The organism is Saccharopolyspora pogona, assembly GCF_014697215.1.
Taxonomy (GTDB): domain Bacteria; phylum Actinomycetota; class Actinomycetes; order Mycobacteriales; family Pseudonocardiaceae; genus Saccharopolyspora; species Saccharopolyspora hattusasensis.
The window spans coordinates 8,359,496-8,373,081 of record NZ_CP031142.1; the positions used below are offsets into that span (position 1 = coordinate 8,359,496).

Here is a 13,586-nt window from a genome sequence, read left to right on the forward strand (position 1 = left end):
GCGGTGCAAGTTGAGTCCCGCACCGCAAGCGGCTGCCGCCGCTTCTGCAACGGCAAATCGAAGAGGGGATCTGTGATGGCACAGACTGCTACCCGCACCAAACCGGCCACGCGCGCCACCAAGTCGCGCCGCAGCGGCTCGGTACGCGGCTCCGGCGGCGGACGGTTCGCCGGTGAGTCGCCGGAGCTCCTGAAGGACTACTTCTACGAGATGACCCTGATCCGCCGCTTCGAGGAGCGCGCGGCGCAGGGCTACACCCAGGCCAAGATCGGCGGCTACTGTCACCTCAACCTCGGTGAGGAAGCCACCGTCGTCGGCCTGATGCGTTCGCTGCGCAAGAGCGACCTGCTGTTCACCAACTACCGCGAGCACGGCTACGCGATCGCCAAGGGCATCGAGCCCGGCCGCGTGATGGCCGAGCTGTACGGCCGCACCACCGGCACCTCCAAGGGCTGGGGCGGCTCGATGCACATGTTCGACGTGGAGGCCGGGCTGCTCGGCGGCTACGGCATCGTCGGCGGCCAGATCCCGCTGGCCACCGGTGCCGCGCTGGCCATCGACTACCGCGGCGGCGACCAGGTCGTGATGTGCCAGATGGGCGACGGGACCACCAACATCGGCGCCTTCCACGAGGCGCTGAACATCGCCGCGCTGTGGAACCTGCCGGTGGTGTTCGTGGTGATCAACAACCAGCTCGGGATGGGCACCACGGTCGACAAGTCCTCCGCCGAGCCGGAGCTGTACAAGCGCGCCGCGGCCTACCGGATGCACGGCGAGCGGGTGGACGGCAACGACGTGCTGGCCGTCCGCGACGCGGCGGCCCGGCTGGTCGAGCAGGCCCGTGAGACCGGTCGCCCGGCGCTGCTGGAGGCGGTCAGCGAGCGGCTGAAGGGCCACTCGGTGGTCGACCCGGGGAAGTACCGCAGCGAGGAGTCGGTCGAGCAGGCCAAGCAGGCCGACCCGGTGGCGAACTTCCGGGCCGAGCTGATCGAGGCGGGCGTCCTGGACGAGGACGTCGCCGTGGAGATCGAGCGCAAGGCCCAGGCCGAGGCCGACGCGGCGGTCGCGTTCGCCGACGACAGCCCGCACCCGGACCCCTCGACGCTGTTCCACTACACCTACGCCACCCCGGTGGCCAACGACTCGCGGCGCCTGCCGGCCGACCCGGTCTTCTGAGGCACCCGCCCGCGATCTAGCGACACCCCGCCACTGAGACCCGTGGATCTCTCCGACGCCAATTCGAGAGATCCACGGGATCACCAATGCTTTTGTGCAGGAGAAACACCCTTGGCCGTCATCACGTATCGCCAAGCGTTGCACGACACGCTTCGCGACGAAATGCTGCGCGATGAGGACGTCTTCCTCATCGGCGAGGAAATCGGGGTCTTCGAAGGCTCCTACAAGATCACCGCCGGGCTGCTGAAGGAATTCGGCGAGAAGCGGGTGCGCGACACCCCGATCGCCGAAGAGGGCTTCGTCGGTGCCGCGGTCGGCGCGGCCATGCTGGGCCTGCGGCCGGTCGTGGAACTGATGACGATCAACTTCTCGTTGATCGCCCTGGACCAGATCGTCAACCACGCGGCCAAGATCTACGGCATGTTCGGCGGCCAGACCAGCGTGCCGATGGTGCTGCGCACCCCGGGCGGCGGCGGTCAGCAGCTGGGCGCCACCCACTCGCAGAACATCGAGCTGTACTACGCGTTCGTGCCGGGCCTGAAGGTCGTCGCACCGAGCACGCCGGCCGACGCCAAGGCGCTGCTGCTCGCGTCCATCCGGGACAACGACCCGGTGCTGTTCCTGGAGAACCTCGCGCTGTACAACACCAAGGGCGAGGTCCCGGACGTCGTCGAGCCCGCCGAGATCGGGAAGGCGAAGGTGACCAAGCAGGGCACCGACATCACCATCATCGGTTACTCGCGGATGGCGATGGTCGCCCAGCAGGTCGCGGAGAAGCTGCAGGCGGACGAGGGCATCAACGCCGAGGTCGTCGACCTGCGCAGCCTGCGGCCGCTGGACCGCGAGACGGTCGTGGAGTCGGTGCGCAAGACCGGCTGCGCCGTGATCGCCGAGGACGACTGGCTGACCTACGGCATCGGCGCGGAGATCGCCGCGTCCATTTCGGACGGTGCGTTCGACTACCTGGACGCCCCGGTGCGCCGGGTCGCGGCGGCGGAGGTCCCGCTGCCCTACGCCAAGCCGCTGGAGCGCGCCGCGCTGCCGTCGGCAGAGTCCCTTACGACGGCGGTCCACCAAACGCTGGACGCCGTCGGCCGCCGCCGCCGCTGAGGCCTGTGCCCACCCGAGGAAGACCATGACTGAGATTCAGATGCCGAGGCTCTCCGACACGATGGAGGAGGGCGTGATCTCGACCTGGCGCAAGAACGTCGGCGACCAGGTCAGCCGCGGCGAAGTGCTGGCCGAGATCGAGACCGACAAGGCCATCATGGAGCTCGAGGCCTACGACGACGGGGTGCTGGAGAAGATCCTCGTCGAGGCGGGCGCGACGGTGCCGATCGGCACCCCGATCGCGATCCTCGGCGACGGCTCCGGTGCCGCGGCGGAAGCCGCCCCGGCCCCTGCGCCCGCCGCCGCTGCGGCCCCGGCTGCCGCCGAGGCTCCGGCCCCGGCCGAGCCCGCTGCGGCTGAGCCTGCGGCCGCGGCCGCCGAGCCGGATACGAAGCCGAAGGCGTCGCCGCTGGCCAAGGCGGTCGCCAAGGAGAAGGGCGTCGACCTGTCGGCGGTGCAGGGCACCGGGCCCGGCGGGCGGATCATCCGCGCCGACATCGAGGCCGCCGCCGCGGCCGCACCGGCCGCTGCCACTCCGGCTGCCGCCGCTCTTGCCGCGGCCCCGGTGGCGGTGTCCAGCGAGGACGTCGAGGAGATCCCGCTCAGCAACATCCGGAAGGTGACCGCGAAGCGCCTCACGGAGAGCAAGCAGCAGGCCCCGCACTTCTACCTGACCAGCGCCATCGACGTCACCGACCTGATGGCCTTCCGGGCGACCCTCAACGAGCGCCTGCAGGCCGCGGGCGGCCCGAAGGTCAGTGTCAACGACCTGATCGTCAAGGCGGTGGCCACGGCCCTGCGCGCCAACCCGGCGGTGAACGTCTCGTTCGCCGGCGACAAGATGCTGCAGCACAAGCGCATCAACCTCGGCGTCGCGGTGGCCATCGACAACGGCCTGGTCGTGCCGGTGATCAAGGACGCCGACCGCAAGAGCGTCTCGGAGATCGCCGCGGAGAGCCGGGAGCTGGCCGGGCGGGCCCGCGAGGGCAAGCTGAAGCTGGCCGAGATGTCCGGCGGCACTTTCTCGATCTCCAACCTGGGCATGTTCGGCATCGAGCAGTTCAGCGCGGTGATCAACCCGCCGGAGGCGGCGATCCTGGCGGTCGGCGCGGCCCGCGACGAGGTGCAGGTGCGCGACGGCGAGTTCGTGGCGCGCAAGATCCTGCGGGCGACGCTGTCGGCGGACCACCGGGCGGTGGACGGCGCGGTCGGCGCGGCGTTCCTGCAGCTGCTGACCGGGCTCCTGGAGGACCCGATCCGCATCATCGCCTGACGACCGGCGACTTGGGCCCCTTCCGCGACGACCTCGACTCTCGCGGGAGGGGCCTTCTTCATGCCCCGATCGTGTGCGGTTCCCGCCCGGCGGTGGGGCTGCGGCCGATACGGTGGGCGTTGATCGCCACCGCGCACGGGAGACCCAATCCTGATGAGTTCCTTCTTCGCCGGAGTCCGCACGCTCGGCACCGGTTTCGGCATCATCCTGCGCAGCCCGAAGCTGCTATTCCTGGGCGCGTTGCCGGCGCTGATCAGCGCCGTGCTGCTGCTGGGCGGCCTCGGCGCACTGATCTACTTCAGCCCGGACCTGGTCGCCTGGATGACGCCGTTCGCCGACGGCTGGGGCGATGCCGCCCGCCAGGCGCTGCGCATCCTGGTGGGCGTGGCGCTGGTCGCCGCCGCCGGGCTGCTGGCGTCGGTGTCGTTCATCGCGGTCACGCTGCTCATCGGCGGCCCGTTCTACGAGCACATCGCCGAGCAGGCGGAGCAGCAGCTCGGGCTGGACGCCTCCGACGACGGCGCCGGTTTCGCGCGCCAGCTCGGCCGCGGGCTGCGGGATTCGCTGAAGCTGGTGGGCGTCGCGCTGATCGGCGCGATCGTGCTGTTCGCCATCGGATTCATCCCGGTGGCCGGGCAGATCGCGGCTCTGGTGCTGGGCGCGGTGTTCGGGTCGTGGCTGGTCACCCTGGAGATGGTCGGGCTGGTGTTCCAGCGGCGCGGCCTGAGCTTCGGCGACCGGCGCAGGGCGCTGCGGCGGCACCGGGCTGTGGTGTTCGGCTTCGGGCTGCCGACCTACCTGTTGTGCCTGATCCCGGTCGCGCAGCTCGTCGTGATCCCGGCGGCCGTCGTCGGCGGCACGCTGCTCGCGCACCGGGTGCTGGGGCCGGTTCCCCGGCATGACGCCGTTACGCAGCGATGATCCGCGCGGTAACTCGTTCGGCCTAGAGTCGAGGTTGTGACAGAGCCGACACCGCCAGTGCAGCCGACACAGCCAGTGCAGCCGACACAGCCAGTGCAGCCCGATGGCTCCTATCTGCGTGCCGTCTCCGCGGCCACCGAGCGGGCGGTGGCCGCGGCCGAGCCGGTCCGCTCCGATTTCGCCGGCGCCGGCGAGGCGCTGCGCGCCGGCGTGGAGCGGTGGGTGGACGGTCATGCCGACGACCTCGTTGCGCTGAGCCGGGATCTGCACGCGCACCCGGAGGAGGCGTTCGCCGAGCACCGCTCCGCAGCTCAGGCCGCCGAGCTGCTGCGGCGCCACGGGCACGACGTCGAGGTGGGCGTCGGCGGGCTGGACACCGCGTTGCGCGCCGAGAGCGGCGGCGACGGCCCGCACGTCGCGATGCTGGCGGAGTACGACGCGCTGCCGGGCATCGGGCACGGCTGCGGGCACAACATCATCTGCTCGGCGGCGGTCGGTGGGTTCCTCGCCGCGGCCACCGCGGTGTCGGCCACCGGCGGCCGGGTGAGCCTGTTCGGCACCCCTGCAGAGGAGGGCGGCGGAGGCAAGGAGCACCTTGCCAGGGCTGGGCTTTTCGACGACGTCGACGCGGTCGTGATGCTGCACCCGTTCTCGCACGACATCGCCGCCCACCCGTTCCTGGGGCGGCGCCAGGTCGAGGTGATCTTCCACGGCGTGGCCGCGCATGCCGCCGCACAGCCGTTCATGGGCCGCAACGCGCTCGACGCGGTCGTGGCGACCTACCAGGGCGTTGCGGCGATGCGGCAGCACATGCCATCCACGGACCGCGTGCACGGGATCATCACCGACGGCGGCAAGCGGCCCAACGTCGTGCCCGACCACGCAGCGGCGCTGTTCTACGTGCGTTCCGCCGAGCCGGGCTCGTTGCAGGACCTCGCCGCCCGGATCGAAGCGATCGCGCACGGCGCGGCGTCCATGACGGGCTGCGGTGTGGAGCTGCGCTGGGACAACAACCCCGCCTACCTGCCCATTCGGCACAACGACGTGCTCGCGGCCCGCTGGGCCGAGCACCAGGCCCGCCGGGGCCGGACGTCCTTGCCGCGCGGAGTCGTGCCGGAGTACCTCACCGGCTCGACGGACCTCGGCAACCTCAGCTACCGGCTCCCGGCCATCCACCCGATGATCGGCCTCGGCGACCCGAACCTCTCGCTGCACACCGAGGAATTCGCCGCCGCGGCCGGCTCTCCGGCGGGCGACCGAGCGGTCCTAGACGGCGCCATCGGCCTGGCACTGACCACAGTGGACTACCTGGTCGACGCGGACCTCCGCCAAGCGGTCCGGGCCGAATTCCAGGCCGAGGGCGGCGCCCTCGACGTCGCCACCTACTTCGACTGACGGCGCCCCCGGTTAGGCTGGCGGCGGCCTGTCCCCAAAGCTTCGGGTGTCTATTGTGGACGATTTAGTGCGGGAGTGGACCGCGCAGCTGCTGGATTCCGGCAACGTAGCCGCGCTGATCGCCGGCGTGATCTCGCTGGTGCTGGTGCTCGGCCGGAACACCTGGCTGCTGCTGCGCAACGTCGTGACGATCGCCCACGAGGGCGGCCACGCGGTTGTCGCGCTGCTCGGTGGGCGCAAGCTGAACGGCATCCGCCTGCACTCCGACACTTCGGGGCTGACCGTCTCGACCGGCAAGCCGACCGGGCCGGGAATGGTGTTCACCCTGGTCGCCGGCTATCCGGCGGTGTCGCTGCTCGGGCTCGGCGGCGCGTGGCTGGTCTCCGCGGACCTGGCCCACGTGATGCTCTGGGTGTGCGTCGCGCTACTCGCCGCGATGCTGCTGGCGATCCGCAACGCCTACGGCGTGCTGTCGATCGGGGTCACCGGTGGCTTGATCTTCGCCGTGTCCTGGTTCGCGACCCCGGCGTGGCAGGCGCTGTGCTGCGCGCTGTTCAGCTGGTTCCTGCTGTTCGGCGGCCTGCGTCCGATCGCCGAGCTGCGCCGCAAGCGCGTCGGCGGCCGCGCGCCGGACTCCGATGCCGACCAGCTCGCGAGGCTCACCGGGCTGCCCGCCGCGCTGTGGCTGGCCTGCTGGTTCCTCATCGGCCTGGCCGCCCTCGTCTTCGGCGCGCGCTGGCTCCTGCTGATGCCTCAGATGTGAGGAAGGGCTTGTTGCTGTCGGGGCGGTTTTCTAGCAGCATCGCGGCGTGACGAATGCTTCGACCGCCCTTGGTGGCGAGTTTCAGCTGGGCGCGGACCTGACGGTGAACCGGCTCGGTTTCGGCGCGATGCAGTTGGCCGGCCCCGGCGTTTACGGTCCGCCCGCCGACCGCGAGCGGGCGATCCGGGTGCTGCGGCGCGCCGTGGAACTGGGCATCGACCACATCGACACCAGCGACTTCTACGGGCCGTGGGTGGTCAACGAGCTGATCGCGGAGGCGATGCGGCCCTACGGCGACGACCTCGTGCTGGCCACCAAGATCGGCGCCTACCGCGACCACCAGGCGGCGTGGCTGCCGCTGAACCACCCCGACGCGCTGCGCGCGCAGGTGCACGACAACCTGCGGCGCCTGCGGCTCGACGCGCTGGACCTGGTCTACTTGCGGCACGTCGCCGACACGGGCATCTCGCTGGCCGACCAGCTCGGTGCGCTGGCGGAACTCCGGGAGCAGGGCCTGGTGCGCAACATCGGTCTGTCCAATGTGTCCGTCGAGCAGTACGCCGAGGCGCGGCGGCACGCCGAGATCGCGGCCGTGCAGAACCTCTACAACGTGGTGAACCGCACGTCGGCTGAACTGCTCCGCGCGACCGCGGACGACGGTGCGGCTTTCGTCCCGTTCTTCCCGTTGGGCTCCGGGTTCGCGGACAGCCGCGCCCGCGAGGACGGCGTGCTGCGCGCGGTGGCCGAGCGGCGCGGCGCGACCCAGGCGCAGGTGTCGCTGGCCTGGCTGCTGCAGCGCTCGCCGAACATCCTGCTGATCCCGGGCACGTCGTCGCCGGAGCACCTCGAGGAGAACACCGCGGCCGCCGGGGTGGCGCTCACCGCCGAGGACATCGCCGAACTGAACGCCCTGGTCGCCGAGGGAGAAACCCTCGAAGAAGCCCACTGACGCGGTTCACCGCGCCTCTCTCGCGGCCGGAATGCCCGAAGTGTGACGACAGCCGTCTCGATCGATACGGATGGGCGCGGCGGGGTAATGTTTTACGACCCGCCTGGTGTCACCCAGTAGTCTTTTCGACACTCAACGGCGCCAAGAGTGAGGTGAACCTTGACCGAACAGGCGACATGGGCATGGCGCAGCAGGGAGTTCGGCAGTTCTTCGTGGCGGCCGGACCGGCCCGAACAGGCCGCCGACGAGCCCGGTGCGGTGCACAGATCTACGCGGGAGTGGGACGCAAGCGATGACACGTCACGGGGGCGTGGCGCTGGATCCTGACGATGCTAGGAAGGTGTGCACCAGGGCGATCTGCCGGCGAACGTTGACGGACGGGTGAGATGAGCGAGGGAACTCCGGACGCCCCGCAGGGGATGCCGGATGTGCCGGTCCAGCAGCGGTACGACGCCGACTGGAGGGTGGCGGTCGCACGCCGCTGGGCGGCGCGACTCAGCACCGCGTCCTACATCCCGCTCGCCCGCGAGGTCGTCGAGCAGACACTGCTGGAACTCGTCGACCGCGCCATCGGGGCGCTCGACGATCCGTCGACAGTGGACGAAGTGGGGCGCGCCGAGGCGCTGCTGCGCTCGAAGCTGAAGGCCGACCGCGAGCTCGCGGCCAGCGAGGCGAGATTCGGCGAGGTGTTCACCACGACCCCGATCGGGGTCGCGATCTGCGACCTCGAGGGGAAGTTCACCCAGGTCAACCCGGCGTTCGAAGTCACCATGGGCTACCAGGCGCAGGACCTGGCGTCGATGACGATCTACGACCTGTTCCACTCTGACGACGCGGAGTACCTGGCGGCCGCCTACCGCGAGCTGGCCGATGGCGGCAGTTCGAAATGGCTCGGCGACCGCAAGCGGCTGCTGCGCGCCAACGGTGAGGACGCGTGGGCCTACCTAGCGGTGTCGGCGCTGCAGGGCTCGGACGGGGCACCGCGGCACTTCGTGACCATGGTCGAGGACATCACCGAGCTGCACCTGCTGCAGGACCGTCTCCAGTACCAGGCCCTGCACGACGCGCTGACCGGGCTGCCGAACCGGCAGTTCTTCCGCACCCGGCTGGAGGCGATGCTGGCGAACCTGCCCGGCCACGCCCAGCTGGCGCTCTATCACCTGGGCTTGGACGGCTTCGAGCTGATCAACGACGGCCTCGGTTACGAGGTCGGCGACCAGGTGATCAAGGCGGTGGCCCGGCGGCTGGAGCAGCTCTTCGAGGACGAGGAAGCGATCGTCGCACGCTTCGGCGGCACCGAGTTCGCGATCCTGCTCTGGGAGCAGGAGGAGACCCCACCGGTGCCCACCTTGACCCAGCAGATAAACGAGCTGCTCGCCGAACCGGTCCACGTCGACGACCACGGCATCGCGGCGTCGGCCGGGATCGGCGTGGTGCAGCGGGCGGTGGCCGACGCCGACGCGTCGAACATGCTGTGGGCCGCCGACGTCGCGCTGCGCCGCGCGGAGGCCGCCGGCAAGCGGCAGTGGGCGCTGTTCGACCCGGACAAGGCGCCGGAGGAGCGGATCGAGTCGAAGCTGGCCGCGGTGATGCCGGGCGGCCTGGAAATGGGCGAGTTCGACGTCGTCTACCGGCCGCTGGTGCACATGGACACCGGCGAGCTGGTCGTGCTGGAAGCCGAACTCCGTTGGGAGACCAGCGAATACGGCACCCTCGAGCACGACGAGTGCCTGCGCCTGGCCGAACGCTCCGGGGTCACCCTGTCGCTGCGGGACTGGATGCTGGAAACCGCGTGGCAGCAGCTGTGCGAATGGCACGCGGACGGGCACCAGGTGCAGCTGAAGCTGGCGCTGAGCCCGAACCAGGGCAAGGACCCGGACCTGGCGGCGGTGATCCACCAGGTGCTGGACGCGTGCGAGGTCGACGCGACCTGGCTGCGGCTGTGCCTGCCGCTGGCGGCCATCCGCGGTGACAACGAGGAAGCCCGCGACAACGTCCGCTACCTCAACAGCCGCGGCATCAAGACCTCGCTGCACAGCTTCCACGGCTCCCCGGACGAACTGCGCCTGCTGCGGGACCTGCCGATCGACGCGGTGCTCCTGGCGGGCGAACTGGTCGACCTCGTGCACGCTGCGGACAACGCGGACCTGCCGGAGGTGCAGGCGATCCACGGCCTGATCCCGCTGGTCCACGCCTGCGGAGCGCGCCTTTGGGTCCGCGGCGTCGACACCGAGGAGCAGGCCCGGATCTGGCGCGGCATGAACTGCGAAGTCGGCGCGGGAACGCTGTTCGGAGACCCGCTGCTGTCCTTCGACGTCCCCGACTACCTCCGCGGCGCGTAGCTACCGGGTCAGTTCTGGTAGATCGGTTGGGTTTGCGGGTTGAATTCCTCGAAGCGGATCTTCTTCGCCGAGTCGGTTCGCTTGTCGCGGATGTCCAGCACGTCCAGGCCTTCCTGGATGCCGCTGGAGTAGATGTAACCGTTGTAGTAGTACGCCGACCAGGAGCCCGCCACCTGTAGCTTCGCCGGGTCGAACGCGGTGCGGTCGAAGAAGCCGATCTCCTGTGGCTGCGTGGAATCGGTGAAGTCCCACACCGAGACGCCGCCCTGGTACCAGGCTTGCACCATGATGTCGCGGCCGTCGACGGGGATCAGCGAACCGTTGTGTGCCACGCAGTTCTCGGTGTCGGCTTGGTGGCGCGCGTCACGATCGCGGGCGCGGTTGCCTCGGGGGAGAGTAGCGCAGGGTAATAGGACTGTGACATAGGGCAACGACCGATTAATCTGCGTCCCAGGCGTACCGAAGCTCGTAGCTCTCAGCAGGCATCACCATGTCATTGGCCTCGACGAGACGCCCGTTGCTGTACGTGAGCCGCTGGATCGTCAGCACTGGCCCGCGACCGAGGCCGAGAGCCTGCTTCTCGTTCGCATCCGGCATCTTCGCGCCGACGATCTCTTCGTGGCTGAACCGTTCGAATCCAAGTTCGTCCAGCCGGGCCAACACGCCACCGGTCCCGGTATCGACTTCTTCAACCGCGGTTCCGCGGGTGATCTCGCGCGGATACCGGGAGACGGAGAGCATCACAGGTTGGCCGTCCGCGGTCATGACCCGGTCTCGGACACACAATTCCGCAGTCTCGTCGATCTCGAAAAGTTCAGCGAAGTCCTGTGCTGGCTCAAACCAGATCTTCACGTTCGACGACGGCGTAAAGCCCTGATCCTGCGCCTCTGCCAGGAACGCCCCTTCGTTGCGCTCCCACCTCGCCCGGGACAACCGCTCCCGCGAGTCGAGCCTCTTCACCACCCGAGGGGAAGCCACAAACACCCCGACCCCGTGCCGCATTCGCACCAGCCCGGCATCCCGAAGCTCCGCGAGCGCCTGACGAACCGTCGTACGCGAGGCATCGAACCGCTGGATTAGCTCAGGCTCCGCGGGCAGCTTGTCTCCGACCGCCCAGACACCCGAAGCGATCTCGCCTCGAAGGACCTCGGCGATCTCCTTGTAGCGGGCTGCCGCATTCATTCGGGACCTCTCACACGTCTGGGTCGTCTTGCCTGGCTCTCCATGAAATCACTTGTTGGCCCCTTGCCGAAACTCGATCGACATGCTTATCGTATCACTCGTCTCAGACGAGTAGGACGACTGATATGAATGGAGCTTCCTATGGCTGGCCCTGCCTTGGTTCGCAACACACCTACGCCCCCACCCGAAGATCCCGAAGTTGCTTACTGGATCTGCCCGCCAGCGGAAGACTTTCGGCACTCCACGACACAACGACCAGGCGCTCTCCAGCACGGCAGCACGATCACGGCGCTGGGCGGATGCGACCTGAAGATCCCGTGGCCAACGCCGTACGGGCGACACCGCGGAGCGCACACGTCATAGATGAGTGCCCACGCTGCGCAAAGGTTGTCCTGCATCAGGGCCTCGTGTCCCGCACTTGGGACTTCTAAGACCGCCCGGCCGGTGGTACCGAGATCTCCACGGAGCGGATCACGGGCCGCGCCCACCGGACCGGGCAGCCGTCCCCGCGTCTCGCGTCCATTCGGGCGCGGGGACGGTCCAATCTTCACCCGAAATTTCGTCGCGGACTAGGTCTTGCTGGCAGCCATCAGGAACGAGGCAACTCGATGACCATTTGGGGATTCGTGATCGGTCTCGCCGCCGTGGCGAGCATCGCGCTGTGGGCGACGTTCTATTACGCCCCGGCACGGCACGCCGGTAGTGGCGAGGGTGCGCTGACGGTTGCCTATCTGGTCGCGCGGGTGGAGGCCGAGACGTGCGGACATGGCCGGCATCGGCTCCGCGAGCCGGTCGTAATGCGCGGCGATCTGGCCGCTGCGCTCGCCATCGAGGAAACCCGGCACCTGCCACTGGTCGAGTCTGGTTTGCCGGTCGATGACCGGGAAGCGATGGCGCGGCACCCCGGAATGCTGCGGCGACTCCTGGTCGCGCTGCGCGCCTTGTAGACCCGCTGGGGGCGCCGCTGCCTTCCCCCGACCGGCGCCCCCACCGCAACCACGTGCCCAGTCGTCATCGACTCTCGGCGGTGGCTGGGCACTCGGATGGTCGGGTAGCGGAAGCCCCCGACGTCGCCCGACCATCCACCCCGGCGTGGAGTGGGAATCGACGCGCGGCAGTGCGCCGCAACCGAGCTCCGCGCGCCGGGGCGGGTCCCAAATGGAAACGAGAGCGAGGGGAGGTGATCGGGTGCCATCCGAAATCACCCACAAGTCGGCGTTCTCGCCGATGAGGCTACTAGGGGCGCTCGTCGCGATGTGGGTCTTCGGCTACCTGGTCGGGATCAACAACGCGCGGAGTGAGCCGACGATGCCCGAACCGAGTCGCACTATCCACGTCACGCCGAGCCAGTGAGCCGTCAGGAGGATACCCGTGCACGAACTCATTGCCGCGCCGTTTCTTGATCATTATCTACTGATGCGGCCGGGCAGGCAGGAGGGGATGAAGATCCCGTTTCGCCGGTACCACGAGCTTCGGACGGCGACCGTCGACCAGCCCTGTCCCTCGTGGCTGGTCGACGCCGTCCAGCGGGCGTGGGGGCTAGATCTTGCCCACCGCCAGGCGGACGCGGTACTCGTCCGGCCGCCATCGCTGTACGGATACGCCCGCGCTTCCTACGAATTGAACCTCGGGTGTAACTACAATTGCGCGTTCTGCTACCTCGGCGAGAAGAAGTTCGAAGGTCTGGACTGGCACGGCCGGGAACGACTCCTCCACGTCATCCGGGACGCCGGGGTCGTGTGGCTTCAGCTCACCGGAGGCGAACCGCTGATCGATCCGCTGTTCCGAGAGGTCTACGGGCTCGCCTACGCGCTCGGAATGATGCTGACGATCAGCTCGAACGGTTCCAGGCTGCACGATCCGCGAATTCTGAACCTGATCACCCGGTACCGGCCGTACCGAATCGTCGTCAGCATCTACGGTGCCACGGAAGAGACCTACGACAAGGTAACCCGGCGGCGCGGCACGTTCCGACAGTTCCGGCGCGGGCTCGCCGCCGCGCACGAAACGGGTTTGTCCCTGCGGTTCAACGTGGTTGTGATCGATGAGAACGCGCATGAGCTCGACGCGATGCGGGCGCTTGCGGACGAGTTCGGCGGCGATCACCACGTCTACAGCAACATCTCGCCGACGATCCACGGTGGACCTGAGAGCCTGACGTCGCAGTCAACGGAGCACCTTCGCGTCCGTAAGCCGTTCACCGGCTGCAACGCCGGGGTGACCCACTTTCACGCCGACCCGTTCGGGCTCGCGTCCATCTGCAAGGTCGGCCGAGACGAACAGGTCGATCTCGTGGCCGAAGGCGTCGAAGGACTGTCGAAGCTTCCGCCGATCGCGGACAAGCTCATGGTTCGTACCGGCGGGTGTTCGGGGTGCGCCCTGCAAGGCTCCTGCGGGGTCTGTAGGCCACTCGCGAAGCGCTACCAGGAGGCAAAAGCGCCCCTGGCTAGCTACTGCCAGCACGGGAGGAGGTGA

12 protein-coding genes and 1 pseudogene are annotated in these 13,586 nt (G+C 69.0%); 11 read left to right on the forward strand and 2 right to left on the reverse strand.

The window, feature by feature from the left end:
- The first annotated feature begins 75 nt into the window (after window positions 1–75).
- The 8 genes from pdhA to DL519_RS39620 all read left to right on the forward strand — a co-directional run bounded on the left by pdhA (window position 76) and on the right by DL519_RS39620 (window position 9,929).
- Window positions 76–1,176: a pyruvate dehydrogenase (acetyl-transferring) E1 component subunit alpha gene (gene pdhA, locus DL519_RS39585; RefSeq protein ID WP_190822527.1), complete on the forward strand. Its 1,101-nt coding sequence runs from the start codon at window positions 76–78 to the stop codon at window positions 1,174–1,176.
- A 111-nt stretch (window positions 1,177–1,287) separates the two neighbouring features.
- Complete coding sequence (locus DL519_RS39590; RefSeq protein WP_168584708.1) at window positions 1,288–2,286, forward strand: alpha-ketoacid dehydrogenase subunit beta; 999 nt, start codon at window positions 1,288–1,290, stop codon at window positions 2,284–2,286.
- Window positions 2,287–2,311: 25 nt separating this feature from the next.
- Complete coding sequence (locus tag DL519_RS39595; protein WP_190822529.1) at window positions 2,312–3,559, forward strand: pyruvate dehydrogenase complex dihydrolipoamide acetyltransferase; 1,248 nt, start codon at window positions 2,312–2,314, stop codon at window positions 3,557–3,559.
- A 153-nt stretch (window positions 3,560–3,712) separates the two neighbouring features.
- Window positions 3,713–4,480, forward strand: coding sequence for an EI24 domain-containing protein (locus tag DL519_RS39600; protein ID WP_190822532.1), 768 nt, complete (start codon window positions 3,713–3,715; stop codon window positions 4,478–4,480).
- A 93-nt stretch (window positions 4,481–4,573) separates the two neighbouring features.
- Window positions 4,574–5,875 carry a M20 family metallopeptidase gene (locus DL519_RS39605; protein WP_190824499.1) on the forward strand — a complete coding sequence of 434 codons (1,302 nt, stop codon included), beginning with the start codon at window positions 4,574–4,576 and terminating at the stop codon, window positions 5,873–5,875.
- A 55-nt stretch (window positions 5,876–5,930) separates the two neighbouring features.
- Window positions 5,931–6,638: a M50 family metallopeptidase gene (locus DL519_RS39610; protein ID WP_190822534.1), complete on the forward strand. Its 708-nt coding sequence runs from the start codon at window positions 5,931–5,933 to the stop codon at window positions 6,636–6,638.
- A gap of 46 nt (window positions 6,639–6,684) precedes the next feature.
- Window positions 6,685–7,587 (forward strand): oxidoreductase, encoded by a 903-nt coding sequence (locus DL519_RS39615; protein ID WP_190822536.1) that lies wholly within the window; start codon window positions 6,685–6,687, stop codon window positions 7,585–7,587.
- 386 nt (window positions 7,588–7,973) lie between these two features.
- On the forward strand, window positions 7,974–9,929 hold the full coding sequence (locus tag DL519_RS39620; RefSeq protein ID WP_223840054.1) for a putative bifunctional diguanylate cyclase/phosphodiesterase: 1,956 nt from the start codon (window positions 7,974–7,976) through the stop codon (window positions 9,927–9,929).
- Between the two features lie 8 nt (window positions 9,930–9,937).
- Here DL519_RS39620 and DL519_RS39625 read toward each other — a convergent pair.
- Window positions 9,938–10,288, reverse strand: a pseudogene (locus tag DL519_RS39625) (hypothetical protein); the annotation flags it as partial.
- A gap of 79 nt (window positions 10,289–10,367) precedes the next feature.
- Window positions 10,368–11,111: a GntR family transcriptional regulator gene (locus DL519_RS39630; RefSeq protein WP_190822538.1), complete on the reverse strand. Its 744-nt coding sequence runs from the start codon at window positions 11,109–11,111 to the stop codon at window positions 10,368–10,370.
- Between the two features lie 608 nt (window positions 11,112–11,719).
- Here DL519_RS39630 and DL519_RS39635 point away from each other — a divergent pair.
- The 3 genes from DL519_RS39635 to DL519_RS39645 all read left to right on the forward strand — a co-directional run bounded on the left by DL519_RS39635 (window position 11,720) and on the right by DL519_RS39645 (window position 13,586).
- Window positions 11,720–12,058, forward strand: a complete 339-nt coding sequence (locus DL519_RS39635; protein ID WP_190822540.1) for a hypothetical protein — start codon at window positions 11,720–11,722, stop codon at window positions 12,056–12,058.
- 241 nt (window positions 12,059–12,299) lie between these two features.
- Window positions 12,300–12,464 (forward strand): hypothetical protein, encoded by a 165-nt coding sequence (locus DL519_RS39640; RefSeq protein ID WP_190822542.1) that lies wholly within the window; start codon window positions 12,300–12,302, stop codon window positions 12,462–12,464.
- Window positions 12,465–12,482: 18 nt separating this feature from the next.
- Window positions 12,483–13,586, forward strand: coding sequence for a radical SAM protein (locus DL519_RS39645; RefSeq protein ID WP_190822543.1), 1,104 nt, complete (start codon window positions 12,483–12,485; stop codon window positions 13,584–13,586).